Here is an 18,797-nt window from a genome sequence, read left to right on the forward strand (position 1 = left end):
ATTACTGCTTCTTGGCCCCGTAGCCTCCGTAGTATCGCTCGACGCCGTCGCCTTTCAAGGAGAACGTGCCGCCGACTTCCTGGGCGCCCGGGCCATAGAAACGACCGTCGACCTCACCGGACATGCCGTTGGCGGTGGTGACCGTTCCCGACATCTCGTTGCTTCCGCCCGAGTAGGACATGGTGCCGTTCAGGTCGAGCTCGTCCCTCGGCGTACCTGCCCAGTTTGTCGTGTTGGTGGTTTGAAACTCTACGGAGCGCCCTGCGAAATCTGCGTTCAACGTCGCCTCGGATGTTATCGTGTGCCATTCGGGAGCGTTGTCTGCGGGGTCGAGATCGACATATTCTCCCAGCGCCGTCCCCCTGAATGTCGCATTTCCAGACGAAGGAATGCTGGCCACCCGCGTTTTGGCGCCCACGCTTGTTGCCCCAACATTGCCTGTTGACGGGGACTGGAGCTCCATCCAAGTGCCGAAGGTCTGATACTCAAATCCATTTTCCTCAGGATTTGCATATCGCATGCTGGTCTTGTTGTCGTGTGAATTGATATATTGGAATTTTCCACCTTGGAAAGGATATGATTTTTCCGGCGGCAAACCTTCTGTATTTATGACTTTATTTGAAGCTGGTGTGTTCAGTGAAATCGACGTTGGTTCTCCGTCGGAATTTATTTCTACATTCGCGGACGTATTTACTCTTGAGGGCTCTGTAAGCCTATACCCAGCATTCGTAAGTTCGATGGTGGATTCGCGCCCCTTTCCCTCCATCGTCGTAGGCTCGCTGACCTCCATTTCGGCGAAGCTCGTGAAGCTCGGGCCGTTGGGGCCACCAGGACCGCCCGATCCCCCGCCGCATCCTGCGACCGCGAGTGGGAGGATGAGAAAAGACAGCTTTTTCACGATTTCTAACCCCCAATCTTACCTAAAATTATGCTTGATCGGCTACTTTCTAGTGCATAACCAGCCGGGGTGAACCTAACTGGTTGTAGCTGCACTTCAACAGTCTAGGCGCCTTCTTCCACGTTTTTATGAAACTTGGCTGCCTGCGGTCGTGCGTCACGCATGCCGACGGTCGCACATGCGGCGGGCAGGGCCGGTGACCGTAAGGCCACTGTAAGCGCAACCCTTCGTTAGGCTTAACACGGGATAAATATCCGATGGCCGCAAGCCGCCGGAATCCGGGGCGGATTTGCTATCTATGTCTATCAATCCCGTTGACGCCCATAGTAGCCCATGTTATCCCATCAAATCAGTCAGATTATTGTTTCAGTGAGGAGTTTGAAGGCCGCGCCGCCGCGTTTTCGGCGGGGTGCAGGGCATTGTGCCTGGAGCGGGGAACGGATCGAGGAGCCGCGGGTTTGCGCGGTCGAAGCAATGCAGAGGGGCATGACGCCAACAGCGGCCGTCGCAGATCATGGATCGGTTCTTATCCAGTGCGATCAACAGGATCGACGCGAAGGGGCGGGTCTCCGTGCCGGCTCACTTCCGCTCCGTGGTGCAGAGGCGCGGCTTCACCGACCTCTACGCGCTGAGGGCGCTGGATGTGCCGGCGATGGATGTGGGCGGCCCGGACCTGCTCGACCGCTACGAGGAGCGGATCGCGGTGGAGGACCCGTTCCTGCAGACGGCGGACGACATGTCCTTCTTCGTTCATGGCGACGGCAGCTTCCTGAAATTGGATCAGGACGGGCGCATTACCGTAACGGACTTCGTTCGCGAGCATACGGGGATTACATCGCAGGTCGCCTTCGTGGGGCGCGGCCTCTTCTTTCAGATATGGGAGCCGGAGCGGCTCAGTGCCCATGGCGCGGATGTTCGCGCACGGCTCTTGAAATTGCGGCAACAGGCCTCGCAGGCCCGTGCCGCGAATACGGAATGATGGCGGGCCCCGGCGGCGAAAGCTCGGCCGGTGGCGGACTGGCCCGCCACATTCCGGTCCTTCTCGACGCGGTGATCGCCGCCCTCGACCCGGCGCCCGGCAAGACGATCGTCGACGGCACGTTCGGTGCGGGCGGCTATACGGCTGCGCTCCTGGAGCGGGGTGCGGGGGTGGTGGCGATCGACCGCGACCCTGACGCTATCGCCGGCGGTCAGGCGTTGGCTGAGCGCTTCGGTGACCGGCTGCGGCTGGAGCTCGGCCGTTTTTCGGAAATGGAGGACATCGCAGGCGGCGCCGTGGATGGCGTGGTGCTCGATGTCGGCGTGTCGTCCATGCAGCTCGACGAGGCGGAGCGCGGGTTCTCCTTCCGCAAGGAAGGCCCGCTCGACATGCGCATGGGCCGCGAGGGCCCGAGTGCTGCCGATGTCGTCAACCGCCTGAAGGCCGGGGATCTGGCGCGCATCTTCGGGCTGCTGGGAGAGGAGCGCCACGCCGGCCGCATCGGCCGCGCCATCGAGCGGCGACGTGCGGAAAAGCCGTTCGAGACCACCGGCGACCTGGCTGGTCTCATCGAGCGGACGATCGGCCGCAAGCCGAGCGACAAGATCCATCCCGCCACGCGCGTCTTTCAGGCCCTGCGCATCTTCGTCAACGACGAGCTCGGCGAACTGGCGCGTGCGCTGTTCGCGGCCGAGCGCATTTTGAAGCCGGGCGGCGTTATCGCCGTGGTCACCTTCCATTCGCTGGAGGACCGCATCGTCAAGCGGTTCCTCACCTCGCGCACGGGCGCAGCGGGCGGCTCCCGGCATCTGCCGGAGGCGGCCGCGCCGCAACCCATCTTCGAAAAGCCGCAAAAGCCGGTGGCGCCCGACGAGGCGGAGACGGCGCAAAACCCGCGCGCCCGCTCGGCGCGGCTCAGGGCGGCGCGGCGCACGGATGCGCCGGCGGGGAGCGAGGATTTCGACAGTCTGGGCGTGCCGGCGCTTTTCGTCACGGCACAGCTTGGCGAGAAGGCGAGGTAGGCAGTTGTTCCGGACCAGTGACATCATCCTGATTGCGGTCATGCTTTCGGCGGCGGCATTCACCTACAAGACCAAGCACGAGGCTGAGGCGATGATGGGCCGCGTCCGTGACCTGGAGACGCGGATCCAGCTCGAAAAGGACGCCATCGACGTTTTGAAGGCGGACCGGAGCCTACTCACCCAGCCAGGGCGCTTGGAGAAGCTGGCGGAAATTTACAAGGACGAGCTCGGCCTCGGCCTCATGGACGCCAAGCAGATCGCTACGCAGGCATCGCTGCGTGAGATTCCCTTCCGCTCGGAGAGGCTGATGGTCGAGGGCGCGGACGGCGCGGATGAACCGGTGGTGACGGGAGGCGTGCGGCCATGAAGATGCCGAGGCTGTGGAAGAACCGGCGGCCGGCAAAGGCGGAAGGCGAGGGCGCCATCGTGGTCGAAGGCGCGCGCAAGGCCATCGGCGGGCGGTCGCGCAACCGCGTGGTGATGGCGATGGCCGTGCTCTTCGGCATCTATGCGGCCATCGGCGCGCGGCTCGTGCATCTCGGCATGGTCGAAGAGGAGGTGGTCAATCTGCCGCAGAGCCGGGCGACGGCCTCGCGGCCCGACCTCGTCGACCGCAACGGAGAGGTGCTGGCGACGGACATCAAAACCGCATCGCTCTTCGCCGAGCCGCGGCGCATCGCCTATATCGACGAGACCATCGAGAAGCTGCAGACGGTGCTGCCTGATCTTGATTATGAGCAGGCGTACCGGCGGCTCGACAGCGACGCCGGCTTCGTCTGGCTGCGCCGCCAGCTTTCGCCGCGCCAGCAGAGCGAGATCCTGGCGCTCGGCATTCCGGGACTGGGTTTTCGCACGGAGAAACGCCGCTTCTACCCCGGCGGCCCCACCGCCTCGCACATCCTCGGCCTCGTGAACATCGATAACCAGGGCATCGCCGGCATGGAGAAATATGTCGACGAGCAGGGCCTGGCCGACCTGCAGGCGCTGGGCCTTGCCGGGCCGGACACACTCAATCCGGTGGGCCTTTCCATCGATCTGAGGGTGCAGCACGTGCTGCACGACGAGCTGGTGCAGGCCATGGAGCGCCACCAGGCGATCGCCGCCGGCGGCGTCGTCCTCAATGCGCGCACGGGCGAGGTGATGGCCATGGCCTCGCTGCCCGACTACGATCCGAACAATCCCTATAACGCGCTCGAGAAGGACCGGCTCAACCGCATGACGGCCGGCGTCTTCGAGATGGGCTCGACCTTCAAGCTCTTTACGACGTCGATGGCGCTCGATTCCGGTCTCGTGAGCATGAACGACAAGTTCGATGCGACGCGCCCGCTGCGCATCGGCGGGCACACCATCAGGGATTTCCACGGCAAGGGGCGCGTTCTAAGCGTGCCGGAAATCTTCATCTATTCCTCCAACATCGGCACCGCCAAGATGGCCGACGTGGTGGGGATCGAAGGGCACCGGGAGTTCCTGGATCGGATCGGCATCCTCGACCGCGTCAAGACGGAACTGCCCGAAGTCGCACGCCCCACCGAGCCGGCGAAGTGGAAGAAGATCAACTCGGTCACCATCTCCTTCGGCCACGGCGTCGCTACGACGCCGCTGCAGACGGCGACCGCCGCGGCGGCGATGCTGAATGGCGGAAAGTTCATTCCCCCGACCTTCCTGCCGCGCACCGAGGAAGAGGCGAACGCGATCGCCGAGCAGGTGATTTCTGAGCAAACTAGTGCTGCGGTCCGCTACCTGTTCCGCTATAATACCGAGAAGGGCTCGGGACGGCGCGCCGAAGTGCCCGGCTACTATGTCGGCACCAAGACGGGGACGGCGGAGAAGGTGGTCAACGGCCGCTACTCCAACAACACACGGTTCAACACGTTCATCGCCAGCTTTCCGGCCAATGATCCGGACTATGTCGTGTTCGTGGTTCTCGATGAGCCGAAGCCGGAAAAACCCGGCCTGTCCGCAACCTCCGGCATAACCAACGCGCCGCTCGCCGGAAACATCATCCGCCGCGCAGCCCCGCTACTTGGCGTGCAGCCAGATTTCGGCCATGAAAGTGAGGCTTTGCTGGTTTCGTATCAGTGATTCCGGTAAGCCGAGTGTCGTACGGTTGGCCGTAAAAGAATTCTGGGATGTGATGAATCTGGGTGAACTTGCCGATATCTTGCCGCATGGCGGGGCACTATCCGACGATATGCAAATCTCCGGTCTTTCATCGGATACGCGGCAGCTTTCCGACGGCGACCTGTTTTTCGCGCTAGCCGGCGCCAAGGCGGATGGAGCCGCCTTCGCGGCGGAGGCCGCGCGCCAGGGGGCAGCGGCGATCGTGGCACGGCCGGGTGCCGTTGACACGGATATCGGTGTTCCTGTCGTCGAGGTGGAAGACCCGCGCCGCGCACTGGCGCTGACGGCCGCCCGCCTTTACGCCGGCCAGCCGGCGACGATGGCGGCGGTGACGGGCACCAGCGGCAAGACCTCGGTCGCCTCCTTCACACGGCAGATATGGCAAACGGCCGGACTTGCCGCCGCCGCGATCGGCACCACCGGCGTGGTGGCACCGGGACGCGAGGAGTACGGCGAGTTGACCACGCCGGACCCCATTTCGCTGCACCGCCTCCTGAAGGAACTGGCGGAGGCCGGCGTCACCCACGGCGCCATGGAAGCTTCGAGCCATGGGCTCGACCAACGCCGGCTCGACGGCGTCAGGCTCGCCGCCGGCGGCTTCACCAATCTCGGCCGCGACCATATGGACTATCACCCGACGGTAGAGCACTACCATCGCGCCAAGATGCGCCTGTTCGACACGCTCCTGCCGAAGGGTGCGCCGGCGGTCGTTTTCGCCGACGACGCATGGTCGGAAGCGACGGAGAAGGCGGTCCGTGACGCCGGCCTCAACCTTTTCACCGTCGGGCGCAAGGGCACGTTCCTGACGCTGAAACGCGTCGAGCACGAGCGCCATCGCCAGCGCGCCGAGGTGGAGCACGAAGGCGTGATCCACGAGATCGACCTGCCGCTGGCGGGTGATTTCCAGGTGTCCAACGCGCTGGTGGCGGCGGGGCTCGCCATCGCCACCGGGCTTGCGGCCGACAAGGCCCTGGCGGCGCTGGAGCATCTTAAGGGTGCCTCGGGCCGGCTGGAGCTCGTCGGCACGGCCGAAAACGGCGCGCAGTGCTATGTCGACTATTCGCACAAGCCCGAGGCGCTGGAGAACGTGCTTCTGGCAGTCCGGCCGTTCACCACCGGCCGCGTCATCGTCGTCTTCGGCTGCGGCGGCGACCGCGACCGGCTGAAGCGGCCGATCATGGGCGAGATCGCCGGGCGGCTCGCCGACGTCGTCATCGTCACCGACGACAACCCGCGCTCGGAAGACCCCGCCGCCATCCGCGCCGCCATCATGGAGGCGGTGCCTACGGCCACAGAGATCGGCGACCGGCGCGAGGCGATCCGCGCCGCGATTGCCATGTTGGAGACGGGGGATACGCTGGTGGTCGCCGGCAAGGGCCATGAAGTCGGGCAGGAGATCGCCGGCAGGAAGCATCACTTTTCAGATCACGAGGAGGTGCGGCAGGCACTTAAGGAGAAGGGCGCGTGAGGCTTCTTTGGGACAGCCATGCATTTGTTAAGGCCACCGGAGGCCGCCCGTTCGGCAACCTGCCCGAGGGGGTGACGGGCATCTCCATCGACACCCGCACGCTGGAGCGCGGCGACGCCTTCTTCGCCATCAAGGGTGACAAGTTCGACGGTCACCAGTTCGCCACCTCAGCCATGGCGGCCGGTGCCGGGCTCCTGGTGGTCTCCGAAGAGAAGCTGCCAGCACTCGGCCGCCTGGGCGTGCCCAAGGTGGTCGTTCCGGATGTTCTCAAGGCGCTCGAAGGGCTGGCGGCGGCGGCGCGCGAGCGCACGCGCGCCAAGGTGATCGCCGTCACCGGCTCGGCCGGCAAGACGACCACGAAGGAGATGCTGCGCCACGCGCTCGCCAGCGCCGGCAGCGTGCATGCGGCAGACCGCTCCTTCAACAACCACTGGGGCGTGCCGCTGACGCTCGCCCGCCTGCCGGCCGACTGCGACTACGCCGTCTTCGAGATCGGCATGAACCACGCCGGCGAGATCGAGCCGCTGACGCGGCTGGTGAAGCCGCACATCGCTCTCGTCACTATGGTGGCGGCGGCCCATCTCGGCCATTTCAAGAGCCTCGACGAGATCGCCCAGGCCAAGGGCGAGATCTTCTCCGGCGTCGTGCGCGGCGGCCACGCCGTCATCAACCGCGATGACCAGCGCTGGAAGATCCTGTCGAAGATGGCGACCGATGCCGGCATCAAGAACATCTGGGGCTTCGGCGAGAACGCTCGGGCGCAGTTCAAGCTCGTCAAGTGGGAGCCCCAGGGAGAGGGCTCGGCCGTGACGGTGAAGATCGCCGGACAGGAACTGGTGGCACGGGTCGGCGCGCCGGGGCGGCACATGGTGCAGAACGCCCTCGCGGCGATCGGTGCCGGCTATCTGGCCGGCGCGGATGTCGCCAAGCTCCTCCTGGCGCTGGGCGATTTTTCCGCCGGAGCGGGGCGCGGCGAGCGCCACCGGCTGCGCCTTGACGACGGCACCTTCACGCTGATCGACGAGAGCTACAACGCAAATCCCGCCTCCATGCGGGCGGCGATGCAGCTTCTGGCCAGCACGCCGGTCGCCGGTGAGGGCCGGCGCATCGCCGTTTTGGGCGATATGCTGGAGCTTGGACCGCACTCGGCGAAGCTGCATGCCGCACTCGCGGACCTGATCGCAGCCTCCAACGTCGACTTGCTTTTCCTGGGCGGGACGGAGATGAAGGCGCTGGCCGACAGCCCGCCGGCCGGCCTCACCGTCGAATATCGCGAGGATGCGGAACGGCTGACGCCGCTCCTTATCGAGGCGGTAAGGCCGGGGGACGCGCTCATGATCAAGTCATCCAAGGGCATCGGCTTTTCAAAGCTGGTCGAGGCCCTTCTCAAGCAATTTCCGGCGGCAACGCCGGCGCAGATTTAGGAGGCGGGACACCCGCCTGAGGGACTTTCATTATGCTTACGCTGCTCGTGGAATTTGCCGATGAATTTACGGCCTTCAATGTTTTCCGCTACATCACCTTCCGCACCGGCGGGGCGCTGATCACGGCGGCCTTCATCGTCTTCCTGTTCGGTCCGGCCATCATCAATTCGCTGCGCGTGCGCCAGGGACGGGGCCAGCCGATCCGCGCCGACGGGCCGCAGACCCATTTCAAGAAGGCCGGCACGCCCACCATGGGCGGGCTGATGATCTTGAGCGGCATCCTCGGCTCCGCCCTCCTGTGGGCGAACCTTTCCAGCGTCTATGTTTGGATCGTGCTGATGGTGACGGTGGTCTTCGGCGCCATCGGCTTTTACGATGACTTTCTGAAGGTTACGAAGCAGTCGCATATGGGCTTTTCGGGCAAGATACGGCTGGCGCTGGAGTTTATCATTGCCGGCCTCGCCGCCTGGATGATCATGCGCGCTGGACAGGAGCCATTCTCCTCCTCGCTCACCTTCCCCTTCTTCAAGGAGCTCTTGCTCAACCTCGGCATCTTCTTCATTCCCTTCGCAGCCTTCGTCATCGTCGGCGCGGGCAACGCGGTGAACCTCACCGACGGGCTTGACGGGCTGGCCACCGTGCCGGTCATGGTGGCGGCCGCCTCCTTCGGGGTGATCGCCTATCTTTCGGGCAATGCCATCTTCGCAGACTATCTGCAGATCCACTTCGTGCCGGGCACGGGCGAGCTCGCCGTCATCCTTGGCGCGGTGATCGGCGCCGGCCTCGGCTTTCTGTGGTTCAACGCGCCGCCGGCGGCCATCTTCATGGGCGACACGGGATCGCTGGCGCTCGGCGGTCTCATCGGCACCATCGCGGTGGCCACCAAGCACGAGATCGTGCTGGCCATTATCGGCGGCCTGTTCGTGATCGAGATCCTGTCCGTGATCATCCAGGTCGCCGTCTTCAAGATGACGGGCAAGCGTGTGTTCCTGATGGCGCCCATCCACCATCATTTCGAGAAGCTGGGATGGACGGAGAGCCAGGTGGTCATCCGCTTCTGGATCATCGCCGTGGTCCTGGCGCTGATCGGGCTTTCGACGTTGAAGCTGAGGTAGAAGGCCGGATTGCTATGCCGAGCCCCGTCACGCCCCCCTCTGTCCTGCCGGACATCTCCCCCACGAGGGGGGAGATCGGCCGTCGCGGATACTTTCGCCAATCACTGACGTTGCGGGAAAGGCGCCTGGGCAAGCGGGCGGCCAATCTCCCCCCATGTGGGGGAGATGTCCGGCAGGACAGAGGGGGGCAAAGTCGAGCACAGATGGCCGCGACTTTCATCTTGCAGTGGCAGGGAACCACCTCATGATCCCCGTCTCCACCTTCGCCGGCAAGACCGTCGCCGTCTTCGGCCTCGGCGGCTCGGGCATCGCCACGGCGCGGGCGCTTATTGCGGGCGGGGCGTCGGTGCTGGCCTGGGACGACAATCCCGAAAGCGTCGCCCGCGCGGGGGAGGAAGGCGTCGAGACCCAGGATCTGCGTGCGGCGAACTGGAAGGATTTCGACGCCTTGGTGCTGGCGCCGGGCGTGCCGCTTACCCATCCCCGCCCGCATTGGAGCGTGGAGCTGGCGCGGGCGGCCGGTGTGGAAATCATCGGCGACATCGAGCTTTTCGCGCGCGAACGGCGGGCGAGAGCGCCCGAGGCGCCCTTCATCGCCGTCACCGGCACCAACGGCAAGTCGACGACGACGGCGCTGATCGCCCACGTGCTGAAGGCGGCCGGGCGCGATGTGCAGATGGGCGGCAATATCGGCCGTGCCGTGATGACGCTGGAGCCGCCGGCGGCGGGGCGCCACTATGTGGTGGAGTGCTCCTCCTACCAGATCGACCTGGCGCCGACGCTCGATCCTTCCGCCGGCATCCTGCTCAACCTTTCGCCCGACCATCTCGACCGGCATGGCACGATAGATGACTATGCGGCGATCAAGGAGAGGCTGGTCGCCGGCAGCGACACAGCTATCGTCGGCATGGACGACGCCTATTGTCGCGCCGTCGCCGCGCGGCTTGATGAGGCCGGGCGCAAGGTGATGCGGATCTCCGTGACGCAGACGCTTGAAGAGGGTTTTTTCGCCCGCGATGCAGAGGTGATGCGCGCCGAGGGCGGCGGCAGGACCGAAAGGCTGTTCATGCTGCAAGGCGTCGGCTCTCTGCGCGGGCGGCACAATGCCCAGAACGCGCTCGCCGCCCTTGCCGCCTGCCTTTCCTGCGGGCTTACAATCGAGGAGATCCGCGCCGGCTTCGAAAGCTTTCCCGGCCTTGCCCACCGCATGGAGCAGGTGGGGCGGTTCAAGCACGTTCTCTTCATCAATGATTCGAAGGCCACCAACGCGGATGCGGCGGCCCGCGCGCTTTCGAGCTTCCCGCGCATCTACTGGATTGCCGGCGGCCTGCCGAAGGAGAGCGGCATCGGCAGCCTGAGGCCCTTCTTCGGCCGCATCGCCAAGGCCTATCTCGTGGGCGAGGCGGCCCCCGCCTTCGCCGCCACGCTTGGGGAGGCGACGGAGTACGAGATTTCGGGTACTATTGCAGCCGCAGTCGAGCATGCCGCGCGGGATGCGGCGGGCGATCCCGCGGGTGAAGTTGTGGTCCTGTTGTCGCCGGCTTGTGCGAGTTTCGACCAGTTCAGGAATTTCGAAGTGAGGGGCGAGGCGTTCCGCCAGGCGGTGCTTTCGCTTTCCGGCGTCGAGCCACTCGGGGAGACCAGGGAATGATCAGCCGTACCGATCGCAGTCTTGTGGCCAATTGGTGGTGGACCGTCGACCGCTGGTTCCTCGCCGCCTTTCTCTTGCTCATGGGGCTTGGCGTGGTGCTTTCCTTCGCAGCAAGCCCAGCCGTGGCCGAGCGCATCGGCCTCGAAAGCTTTCACTTCGTCACAAGGCAAGTCATCTTCATGATCCCGGCGCTGGTGGTGCTCATCGGCGTCTCGTTCCTGGAGCCGCGCCATGTGCGCCGGCTGGCGCTTGTCATGCTGGTCGCGTCGCTGGTGCTGATGGTGGCCACACTGTTCATCGGCATGGAGGTGAAGGGCTCGCGGCGCTGGATTTACCTGTTCGGCATCTCCATCCAGCCTTCGGAGTATCTGAAGCCGGCCTTCGTCGTCATCTGCGCATGGCTCTTCGCCGAGCATGCGCGGCAGCCGGAAATCCCCGGCAACCTCTTCGCCATGATCCTGCTCGGTCTCGTGGTGGCTCTGCTGGTCGCTCAGCCCGACCTCGGCCAGACCATGCTGGTGCTCGGCACCTGGGGAGGGATGTTCTTCATCGCCGGTATGCCGTGGCTGTGGATCCTCGTGCTCGGCGCCCTGGGGGCGGCGGGCGCGGCGGCTGCCTATTCCCTCTTCCCGCACGTTGCTGACCGTATCGACCGCTTCATCACCGGCGAGGGCGACACCTATCAGGTGGACATGAGCCTGGAGGCCATGACGCGCGGCGGCTGGCTGGGGCAGGGGCCGGGCGAGGGCTCGGTCAAGCGCATCCTGCCTGATAGCCACACAGACTTCGTCTTCGCCGTCGCCGGCGAGGAGTTCGGCATCGTGATGTGCCTGGTCATCCTGGCGCTGTTCGCCTTCATCGTCTTGCGCGGGCTGGCGCTGGCCAAGCGCGAGAGCGACGACTTCACGCGCTATGCACTTTCTGGCCTCGTCATTCTGTTTGGCCTGCAGTCGATCATCAACATGGCCGTCAACGTGCGGATGATGCCGGCCAAGGGCATGACGCTGCCGTTCATCTCCTATGGCGGCTCGTCGCTTGTCGCCATGGCGATCTCGATGGGCATCGTCCTGGCGCTTGCCCGGCGGCGGCCGGAGAAGCGGCGGCCCATGAGCTTCTCCAGCGTCTCCGGACGGGCGGCGACGGCCGGCTGACGATGGAGGGCAGGACCGTCCTTCTTAGCGCCGGCGGCACCGGCGGGCACCTGTTTCCGGCGGAGGCGCTGGCCCACGTGCTGCGCAAGCGCGGCTGGTCCGTGCACCTGGCGACCGACGCCCGCGCCGCGCGCTTCGCCGAGAACTTTCCGGCGGAAGCGGTGCACGCCATCGACGCGGCCACCTTCGGCTCGCGCAACCCGCTCACCCTTCTGCGCAGCGGGTTCGCCATCTGGCGCGGCGTGCGCCAGTCTTCGGCACTCATCGCGCGGCTCAAGCCGAAGGCCGTGGTCGGCTTCGGCGGCTATCCGACGCTGCCGCCCCTCTTCGCCGCCACGCGGCGCGGCGTGCCGACAATCATTCACGAGCAGAATGCGGTGATGGGGCGTGCCAACAAGGCGCTGGCCGACCGCGTGACGGCGATCGCCGGCGGCTTCCTGAAAGCGCAGGGCCCTTACGCGGAAAAGATCGTCGAGACCGGCAATCCGGTCCGCCGGGCGGTTCTCGACGTCGCCAACACGCCCTATGCCGCACCATCGCAAGGAGATGCGTTGCGTCTCCTCGTCTTCGGCGGCAGCCAGGGCGCGCGGTTCTTCTCCGACACGGTCCCCGAAGCGGTCGCACAGTTGCCGGAAACCCTGCGCTCGCGCCTCGTCGTCACCCACCAGGCACGGCCGGAAGATGAGGCGCGTGTCAAAGAGCGCTATCGCGAACTCGGCGTTGAGGCGGAGGTTTCGCCGTTCTTCGCCGATCTGCCGGCGCGCATGGCGGCAAGCCACCTTGCCATCGCCCGTTCCGGCGCCTCGACCGTGCTCGAACTCTCCGTCATAGGGCGGCCGGCGATCCTGGTGCCGCTGCCGCACGCGCTTGACGACGATCAAGGCCACAACGCCCAGCTTCTGGTGGATGTGGGCGGGGCGGTCATGAGGCGGCAGCCGGAAATCACCGCCGAGAGCCTGGCCGGCGATCTTGCGGCGCTGCTCGGCGATGGCGGGCAGCGTGCGACGATGGCCGTGGCAGCGCGCGGCATCGGTCTGCCGGATGCCGCCGCATTGCTTGCAGACCTCACAGAGGCTATTGCGTCGGGAAAATCGGCAGCCAGTATGAAAGAGGGAGCGGGCGCATGAAGATGCCGCAGACAATCGGGGTCGTGCATTTCATCGGCATCGGCGGCATCGGCATGAGCGGCATCGCCGAGACGCTGCACACGCTCGGCTATCAGGTGCAAGGCTCCGACCAGGCGGAAAACGCGAATGTGATGCGCCTGCGCGAGAAGGGCATCGAGGTCTTCGTCGGCCATAAGGCGGAAAACCTCGGCCAGGCCGAGGTGGTGGTGATCTCCACCGCCATCAAGCGCGACAACCCGGAGTACAGGGCTGCCCGCGAGCGGCTCCTGCCCATCGTGCGGCGCGCCGAAATGCTGGCCGAGCTCATGCGCTTCCGCCAGGCGGTCGCCATCGGCGGCACGCACGGCAAGACGACGACCACCTCCATGGTCGCCGCCCTTCTCGATGCCGGCGGGCTCGACCCGACGGTCATCAACGGCGGCATCATCAATGCCTACGGCACCAATGCACGCATGGGCGAGGGCGACTGGATGGTGGTCGAGGCCGACGAGAGCGATGGCACCTTCCTCAAGCTGCCGGCCGAGATCGCCGTCGTCACCAACATCGATCCCGAGCATCTCGACCATTACGGCTCCTTCGACAAGGTGCGCGAAGCGTTCCGTCAGTTCGTGGAGAACGTGCCGTTCTACGGCTTCGGCGTCATGTGCATCGACCATCCGGAAGTGCAGGCGCTGGTGCGTCGCATCGAGGACCGCCGTGTCGTCACCTATGGCGAGAACCCGCAGGCCGACGTGCGCTTCGCCAACCACCGCATGGACGGGGCGGTGTCCGTCTTCGACGTGATCATCCGCGGGCGCAAGGCCGAGACAGTCGAGACCATCGAGGGCCTGCGTCTGCCCATGCCCGGCCGGCACAACGTGACGAACGCGGTGGCGGCCGTCGCGGTCGCCCATGAGATGGGCATTTCGGCCGAGGACATCCGCAAGGGGCTGTCCGCCTTCGGCGGCGTCAAGCGGCGCTTTACGCAGACGGGCACCTGGAATGGCGTGCAGATATTCGACGATTACGGTCACCATCCGGTGGAGATCCGCGCCGTCCTGCAGGCCGCGCGCGAGGCGACAAGCGGGCGCATCATCGCCATCGCCCAGCCGCACCGCTACACGCGCTTGCATGACCTTTTCGACGACTTCTCCTCCTGTTTCAACGATGCCGACACGGTGCTGGTGGCGCCGGTTTACGCGGCGGGCGAGACGCCGATCGACGGCATTTCCTCCGAAACGCTGGTGGCGAGCCTGCGCGCGGCCGGCCATCGCGACGCACGCCTCCTAGAGGGGCCGGAGGCGGTCGCGCCCCTGGTGCGCGAGATAGCAAAGGACGGTGATTTCGTCGTCTTCCTGGGTGCCGGCAACATCACCCAATGGGCCTATGCGCTGCCCGAGGAACTTTCGTCATGAACGGAGCGGAGCTCATCAAGAAGCTCGGCGCCCGGCTCGAGGGCCTGCGCGGCAGGCTGACTCCCGACGCGGGCATGGACAAGATCACCTGGTTCCGCGCCGGCGGCGAGGCGGAAGTCCTGTTCCAGCCGCAGGACGAGGAGGACCTGGCCCAATTCCTGCGCGCGGTGCCAGAGGAGATCCCCGTCACCGTCGTCGGCATCGGCTCCAACCTCCTGGTGCGCGACGGCGGTCTGAAAGGTTTCGTTGTGCGGCTGTCGGCCAAGGGGTTCGGCCAGGCCGAGGTGATCTCGCCGACGCGGATCAAGGCCGGGGCGGCGATCCCCGACAAGCGGCTTGCGGCGGCTGCGCTCGAAGCGGGAATCGGCGGCTTCCATTTCTATCACGGCATCCCCGGAGGGCTGGGTGGCGCGCTGCGCATGAACGCCGGCGCCAACGGCGTCGAGACGCACGAGCGCGTCGTCGAGGTGCGCGCGCTCGACCGCAAGGGCGATCTCAACGTGCTGACGAACGAGGATATGGGCTACGACTACCGTAAATCCTCCGCGCCCGCCGACCTCATCTTCACCTCGGCGGTGATGGAGGGGTACGCGGAAGACAAAAAGGCCATCCGCGCGGCGATGGATGCCGTGCAGCACCATCGCGAGACGGTGCAGCCCATCCGCGAGAAGACCGGCGGCTCGACCTTCAAGAACCCGGAAGGCACGTCCGCCTGGAAAGAGATCGATAAAGCCGGCGGTCGCGGCCTGATGATCGGCGGCGCGCAGATGTCGCCCATGCACTGCAACTTCATGATCAACACGGGGACCGCGACCGGTTACGACCTGGAGTTCCTGGGCGAAACCGTGCGCGCACGGGTGCTGGAGAACTCCGGCATCCATCTCCAATGGGAAATCCGGCGCATCGGCGCCTTCAAGCCGGGCCACGCGATCGACCCGTTCCTGGGGCAGCTGCTTTAGCTTTCCCTCTCCGCAAGGGGGAGGGAAAGGCACCTTACGCGATCAATTTTCGCAAATTTACCGAAAATTTGAATCCAGCGGAATCTCAAGGCCTTGCCACGGAATCAACTCTCTGATTCTTTGGGCATAAGCTTTCCTGTTTGAGTCGGCGGTGTTTGCGCCAAAGCAATTCCAGGAAAAGTGAAAACCGGTTTTCCGTTCGGAATTGCGACAGCAAAGAGTTGGATCGGATTATCGATTCCGTGAAGCGATGATCCGATCTGGGGGGCTTCTCTGGAGCGAGGGGAATGGATTCGTGAAGACGCCGAGCCGGGAACGGCCTGAAGGGGGCACCGGTAGATGAAGAAGAAGCATGTGGCCGTGTTGATGGGCGGGTTCTCGTCCGAGCGGCCGGTCAGTCTTTCTTCCGGTACCGCGTGCGCCGACGCCCTAGAGGCGGAGGGCTACCGCGTCACACGCGTCGACGTGGATCGTGACATCGCTCGCGTGCTCGGCGAGTTGAAGCCGGACGTCGCCTTCAATGCCCTGCACGGCCCTTACGGCGAGGACGGGACCATTCAAGGCGTGCTGGAGTTCCAGGCCATTCCTTATACGCATTCGGGCGTGCTCGCCTCGGCGCTCGCCATGGACAAGGATCTGGCGAAGATCCTCGCGCGGGCGGTTGGCATTCCCGTTGCGCCGTCGCGCATCGTCAACCGCTTCGAGATTGGCGATGTCCATCCGATGGATCCGCCCTATGTCGTCAAGCCGGTCAACGAGGGGTCCAGCTTCGGCGTGGTCATCGTGCATGAAGGCCAATCGCATCCTCCGCAGATACTGGGCTCGGCCGAGTGGGGGTACGGCGAGCGGGTGATGGTGGAGCGCTACGTGCACGGGCGCGAGTTCACCTGTGCGGTGATGGGCGAGCGGGCGCTCGGCGTGAGCGAGATCATGCCGGTGGGGCATTCCTTCTACGATTACGATTCGAAATACGCTCCGGGCGGATCAAAGCACGAATGCCCGGCAAAAATTTCACCGAATATTTACCAAAAAATAGAGACAATCTCCGTTACCGCGCACAGGGCGCTCGGCTGCCGGGGTGTCACTCGCTCCGACTTCCGCTACGACGACCGTTTTTCGGAAGAAGGGGAGCTGATCTGGCTCGAGATCAATACGCAGCCGGGCATGACGCCGACGTCCTTGGTGCCGGAGATTGCCGCTGCGGCCGGAATTGGTTTTGGTGAATTGTTGAGTTGGATGGTGGAGGATGCGTCGTGTTCGCGCTGAGGTCGGATAGGGGCAGGCGCCCGGATGAGGCCGGCCTGGTGCTGCCGCGGTGGCTGCGTCGCCCTGCGCGCATGCTCCAGCGTGTCGATATCGACCGCATTGAGCCGCCGCGTTTCGCCGCGACGATGGCGATCTGCGCCCTCTTTGCGCTCACGGGCCTTTATGGCGGGTTCAAGGGCGGGCATATGGACGAGGTGGTGCGGGCCACCACGTCGCGCGTCGGCTTCGCCATCGAGGACGTCGACGTGCGCGGCAACCATTACGCGTCGGAGATCGACGTCCTGCAGCAGATCGGCCTGGACGGCTGGACGTCGATGGTCGGCTTCGACGTGCGGGCGGCGCGCGAGCGCATCGCCGAGCTTCCCTGGGTCGAGCGTGCCGAGGTGAGGAAGGTCTATCCGGCAACGGTGGCCGTGAATATCGTCGAGCGCGAGCCCTTTGCCCTGTGGCAACAGGGAAGCCAGCTTTCGGTGATCGAAGAGGACGGCGACACCATCGCTCCGTTCTACGGCGGGCGTCTTGCAGGGCTGCCGCTGCTTATCGGAGCGGGCGCCAGCGAGGCCGGGCCCGGCTTCATCGAAAAGGTATCGCGGGTTCGCGGGCTTGACGGGCGCGTGCGCGCCTATATCCGCGTTGCCGACCGGCGCTGGGATTTGCGGCTCGACAACGGCATCACCATCAAGCTGCCGGAAAACGGCTTTGAGGCGGCGCTGGCGGAGGCCTCAAGGCTCGATGCCGAGTATGCGCTTTTCGCGCGCGATATCGAGGCCATCGACCTGCGTCTGCCCGACCGCGTGACCGTGGCGCTGACGCCGGAGGCTGCGGAAAAGCGCAATGCGGCGTTCGAGGAGCTGATGGACCAGCGCAAGAAGGGAGCCAGGATATGAACTGGCTTCTTGGCGATCGCAATGCCGCACAGCGGCGTTCGGGCATCATCACGGTCCTCGACGTGGGGTCGAGCAAGGTCTGCTGCATCATTGCGCGCCTGCTGCCAAACGAGGGTGGCAGGGCGCTGGCGCACCGCACCCACCGCATCAAGGTGATCGGCATCGGCCATCAGAAGTCCGACGGCGTGAAGTCGGGCGTCATCGTCGACCTCGAGCGTGCCGAGCAGGCGGTTCGCCTGGCCGTCGACGCGGCGGAGCGGATGGCGGGGCTGACGGTCGAATCTCTGATCGTCAACGTTTCGGCCGGGCGGCTGAAGAGCGAGACGGCTTCGGCCACCATCAATCTGGGCGGACACGAGGCGACGAAGTCCGACGTCAACCGGGTGCTTTCGGCTGGCGCGCGCCAGGCGCTGCGCGCCGAGCGCGAGGTCGTGCACTCGCTGGCCGTTGGTTTCTCGCTCGATTCGGAGCGCGGCATCCGCGATCCCCGCGGCATGGTGGGCGATGTGCTGGGCGTCGACATGCATGTGGTGACGGCCGATAGCGTGCCCTTGCGCAATCTGGAGCTTTGCATCAACCGCTCGCATCTTTCGGTCGAGCGCATGGTGGCCACGCCCTATGCCAGCGGCCTTGCGGCGCTGGTGGACGACGAGGCCGAGATGGGGGCCGCCTGCATCGACATGGGCGGCGGCTGCACGACGATCTCCGTCTTCGTCGATGGCAAGTTCGTGCATGCCGACGCGATGCCGGTCGGCGGTCATCACGTGACCATGGACTTGGCACGGGGGCTTTCGACGCGCCTCGAGGATGCCGAGCGGCTGAAGGTCATGCATGGCTCGGCGCTGCCGGCCAGCGCCGACGACCGCGACGTCATCGCCATCCAGCCCATCGGCGACGAGAGCGAAGAGGCCCTCCAGGTGCCACGTGCCGTCATGACGCGCATCGTACGGGCGCGCATCGAGGAGACGCTGGAGATGGTGCGTGATCGGCTCAACCGCTCCGGCTATGGCCAGGTGGTGGGGCGCCGCGTAGTGCTGACGGGGGGCGCGAGCCAGCTTGCCGGCCTGCCGGAAGCGGCGCGGCGGCTTCTCGGCCGCAACGTGCGTCTCGGCCGGCCGCTCGGCGTGAAGGGCTTGCCGGAAGCGGCCAAGGGAGCGGCGTTCGCAGCTCCCATCGGGCTCCTGATTTATCCGCAGGTGGCGGATTTCGAAAGCCGCATCTCCAAGGGCGGCATCTTTACACGCGCGACGGGGACCGGGGGACGGTTGCAGCGCGTCAGTCAGTGGTTGCGTGAGAGTTTTTGACGGGGGATGGGCCCCATTAACTGTGGCCGCG

Annotated in this window: 16 protein-coding genes; 15 read left to right on the plus strand and 1 reads right to left on the minus strand. The window is 65.4% G+C overall.

Annotated features, from left to right (window positions below):
- Position 1: 1 nt before the first annotated feature.
- Positions 2-898 (minus strand): transferrin-binding protein-like solute binding protein, encoded by an 897-nt coding sequence (locus N5A92_RS08135; RefSeq protein ID WP_260901650.1) that lies wholly within the window; start codon positions 896-898, stop codon positions 2-4.
- A 514-nt stretch (positions 899-1,412) separates the two neighbouring features.
- Here N5A92_RS08135 and mraZ point away from each other — a divergent pair.
- The 15 genes from mraZ (at position 1,413) to ftsA (ending at position 18,766) form a co-directional block, all read left to right on the plus strand.
- Positions 1,413-1,877, plus strand: coding sequence for a division/cell wall cluster transcriptional repressor MraZ (gene mraZ / locus N5A92_RS08140; protein WP_260901652.1), 465 nt, complete (start codon positions 1,413-1,415; stop codon positions 1,875-1,877).
- Positions 1,877-2,899, plus strand: a complete 1,023-nt coding sequence (gene rsmH, locus N5A92_RS08145) for a 16S rRNA (cytosine(1402)-N(4))-methyltransferase RsmH (RefSeq protein ID WP_425248560.1) — start codon at positions 1,877-1,879, stop codon at positions 2,897-2,899. Before mraZ ends, rsmH begins: the two co-directional genes overlap by 1 nt.
- A 4-nt stretch (positions 2,900-2,903) precedes the next feature.
- A complete protein-coding gene (ftsL, locus tag N5A92_RS08150; protein ID WP_260901655.1) occupies positions 2,904-3,266 on the plus strand; it encodes a cell division protein FtsL in 363 nt (120 codons plus the stop codon).
- A gap of 2 nt (positions 3,267-3,268) precedes the next feature.
- The gene (locus N5A92_RS08155) at positions 3,269-4,981 is read left to right on the plus strand and encodes a peptidoglycan D,D-transpeptidase FtsI family protein (protein ID WP_425248561.1); all 1,713 of its coding nucleotides are present in this window, start codon (positions 3,269-3,271) and stop codon (positions 4,979-4,981) included.
- Between the two features lie 52 nt (positions 4,982-5,033).
- Positions 5,034-6,488 (plus strand): UDP-N-acetylmuramoyl-L-alanyl-D-glutamate--2,6-diaminopimelate ligase, encoded by a 1,455-nt coding sequence (locus N5A92_RS08160; protein WP_260901658.1) that lies wholly within the window; start codon positions 5,034-5,036, stop codon positions 6,486-6,488.
- Positions 6,485-7,912: a UDP-N-acetylmuramoylalanyl-D-glutamyl-2,6-diaminopimelate--D-alanyl-D-alanine ligase gene (locus N5A92_RS08165; protein WP_260901659.1), complete on the plus strand. Its 1,428-nt coding sequence runs from the start codon at positions 6,485-6,487 to the stop codon at positions 7,910-7,912. Before N5A92_RS08160 ends, N5A92_RS08165 begins: the two co-directional genes overlap by 4 nt.
- Before the next feature lie 32 nt (positions 7,913-7,944).
- Positions 7,945-9,027: a phospho-N-acetylmuramoyl-pentapeptide-transferase gene (mraY, locus tag N5A92_RS08170; RefSeq protein WP_260901661.1), complete on the plus strand. Its 1,083-nt coding sequence runs from the start codon at positions 7,945-7,947 to the stop codon at positions 9,025-9,027.
- A gap of 244 nt (positions 9,028-9,271) precedes the next feature.
- Positions 9,272-10,678 (plus strand): UDP-N-acetylmuramoyl-L-alanine--D-glutamate ligase, encoded by a 1,407-nt coding sequence (murD, locus tag N5A92_RS08175; protein WP_260901662.1) that lies wholly within the window; start codon positions 9,272-9,274, stop codon positions 10,676-10,678.
- Complete coding sequence (gene ftsW / locus N5A92_RS08180; protein ID WP_260901664.1) at positions 10,675-11,829, plus strand: putative lipid II flippase FtsW; 1,155 nt, start codon at positions 10,675-10,677, stop codon at positions 11,827-11,829. The genes murD and ftsW overlap by 4 nt, the downstream gene beginning before the upstream one ends.
- 2 nt (positions 11,830-11,831) lie before the next feature.
- Positions 11,832-12,956 (plus strand): undecaprenyldiphospho-muramoylpentapeptide beta-N-acetylglucosaminyltransferase, encoded by a 1,125-nt coding sequence (murG, locus tag N5A92_RS08185; RefSeq protein ID WP_260901665.1) that lies wholly within the window; start codon positions 11,832-11,834, stop codon positions 12,954-12,956.
- Entirely contained in the window at positions 12,953-14,350 is a 1,398-nt protein-coding gene (gene murC / locus N5A92_RS08190) for a UDP-N-acetylmuramate--L-alanine ligase (protein ID WP_260901667.1), read from the plus strand. The genes murG and murC overlap by 4 nt, the downstream gene beginning before the upstream one ends.
- A complete protein-coding gene (gene murB, locus N5A92_RS08195; RefSeq protein WP_260901668.1) occupies positions 14,347-15,309 on the plus strand; it encodes a UDP-N-acetylmuramate dehydrogenase in 963 nt (320 codons plus the stop codon). Before murC ends, murB begins: the two co-directional genes overlap by 4 nt.
- A 339-nt stretch (positions 15,310-15,648) precedes the next feature.
- A complete protein-coding gene (locus N5A92_RS08200; RefSeq protein ID WP_260901669.1) occupies positions 15,649-16,575 on the plus strand; it encodes a D-alanine--D-alanine ligase in 927 nt (308 codons plus the stop codon).
- Complete coding sequence (locus N5A92_RS08205; RefSeq protein ID WP_260901670.1) at positions 16,563-17,462, plus strand: cell division protein FtsQ/DivIB; 900 nt, start codon at positions 16,563-16,565, stop codon at positions 17,460-17,462. The genes N5A92_RS08200 and N5A92_RS08205 overlap by 13 nt, the downstream gene beginning before the upstream one ends.
- The gene (ftsA, locus tag N5A92_RS08210; protein ID WP_260901672.1) at positions 17,459-18,766 is read left to right on the plus strand and encodes a cell division protein FtsA; all 1,308 of its coding nucleotides are present in this window, start codon (positions 17,459-17,461) and stop codon (positions 18,764-18,766) included. Before N5A92_RS08205 ends, ftsA begins: the two co-directional genes overlap by 4 nt.
- Positions 18,767-18,797: the final 31 nt, after the last annotated feature.

The organism is Chelativorans salis (assembly GCF_025336525.1).
GTDB classification, from domain to species: Bacteria; Pseudomonadota; Alphaproteobacteria; order Rhizobiales; family Rhizobiaceae; genus Chelativorans; species Chelativorans salis.

Coding starts and splice junctions, on each gene's coding strand:
- ftsA (WP_260901672.1), top strand. CDS start 17,459: ATGAACTGGCTTCTTGGCGATCGCAATGCCGCACAGCGGCGTTCGGGC.
- N5A92_RS08200 (WP_260901669.1), top strand. CDS start 15,649: ATGAAGAAGAAGCATGTGGCCGTGTTGATGGGCGGGTTCTCGTCCGAG.
- N5A92_RS08160 (WP_260901658.1), top strand. CDS start 5,034: ATGAATCTGGGTGAACTTGCCGATATCTTGCCGCATGGCGGGGCACTA.
- murC (WP_260901667.1), top strand. CDS start 12,953: ATGAAGATGCCGCAGACAATCGGGGTCGTGCATTTCATCGGCATCGGC.
- rsmH (WP_425248560.1), top strand. CDS start 1,877: ATGGCGGGCCCCGGCGGCGAAAGCTCGGCCGGTGGCGGACTGGCCCGC.
- murG (WP_260901665.1), top strand. CDS start 11,832: ATGGAGGGCAGGACCGTCCTTCTTAGCGCCGGCGGCACCGGCGGGCAC.
- N5A92_RS08155 (WP_425248561.1), top strand. CDS start 3,269: ATGCCGAGGCTGTGGAAGAACCGGCGGCCGGCAAAGGCGGAAGGCGAG.
- murB (WP_260901668.1), top strand. CDS start 14,347: ATGAACGGAGCGGAGCTCATCAAGAAGCTCGGCGCCCGGCTCGAGGGC.
- murD (WP_260901662.1), top strand. CDS start 9,272: ATGATCCCCGTCTCCACCTTCGCCGGCAAGACCGTCGCCGTCTTCGGC.
- ftsW (WP_260901664.1), top strand. CDS start 10,675: ATGATCAGCCGTACCGATCGCAGTCTTGTGGCCAATTGGTGGTGGACC.
- mraY (WP_260901661.1), top strand. CDS start 7,945: ATGCTTACGCTGCTCGTGGAATTTGCCGATGAATTTACGGCCTTCAAT.
- mraZ (WP_260901652.1), top strand. CDS start 1,413: ATGGATCGGTTCTTATCCAGTGCGATCAACAGGATCGACGCGAAGGGG.